The sequence below is a fragment of the Candidatus Nitrosotalea sp. FS genome, assembly GCF_011319475.1.
Lineage (GTDB): Archaea > Thermoproteota > Nitrososphaeria > Nitrososphaerales > Nitrosopumilaceae > Nitrosotalea.
Genome location: NZ_RCMC01000181.1, coordinates 20,701 through 21,567, shown reverse-complemented (window position 1 = coordinate 21,567; position 867 = coordinate 20,701). Strand labels below are relative to the sequence as shown.

The window sequence follows — 867 nt, the reverse complement described above, 5'->3', positions numbered from 1 at the left end:
AGGTCTACCATGTTTGCGGCTTCCCTTGCTGCTGCTGTACCTCTGTTCATTGCAAGACCGACATCAGCTTTTGCAAGTGCTGGTGCATCATTAGTTCCATCACCAATCATGCCTACAACATGTCCCTTTAGCTGTTCTTCCACTACTCTGTTTAGCTTGTCCGTTGGTTTGGCTTCTGCCATGATTTGATCAATGTTTGCCTCTTTTGCAATTACCTGAGCAGTAATCTGATTGTCACCTGTGATCATGACTGTTGTTATACCAGATACCCTGACTTCTTCCAACTTTGCTCGAATGTCTTTTTTGAGAGTATCCTTGAGTGAAATTAATCCAATTATCTCATCGTTTATTGCCACCGCAAGAGGCGTTCCGCCGTTTTTGGATATTTCTTGTGCCTTCCATCGTAATTCTGGTTCATTTACATTTGTGGCAATCTTCAGAATTGCATCAACTGATCCTTTTAGGATCTTCACTTGAGTATTTGATTCCTCAAGTTCATCTACTTTGGAAGAAACTCTAGTACGTGGTAACGATGATTTAGAAATTTGTTCCTGGGTGCTGGATAATTTTTTCTTTGGTGAAAACTCTATTCCACTTAATCGTGTTTCAGAACTAAACTCAACAGGCTTTGCTGTCATTATTTCCATCAGAAATGGTGGTTCGATCTTTTTCTCATTTGCAAGTTCAATAATTGATGTTCCTTCATGTGTGTGATCACTAAAAGATGCAGCATAAGCCGCTTCAGCAATATCTTGCTCGGTAAATTTTTCCATTGGTATAAAAGCAATTGCTCTTCTAGCACCTTCAGTGATTGTCCCAGTTTTGTCTAAGATGAGCACATCACAATCACCTGCTGACTCTATTCCT

General features: G+C 40.1%; 1 protein-coding gene. It reads right to left on the bottom strand.

Annotated elements, in window-relative coordinates:
• Positions 1 to 839: HAD-IC family P-type ATPase (locus DYY66_RS06735; protein ID WP_309223980.1), on the bottom strand; the 839-nt coding region annotated here is incomplete at its 3' end.
• Between the last annotated feature and the right edge of the window lie 28 nt (positions 840 to 867).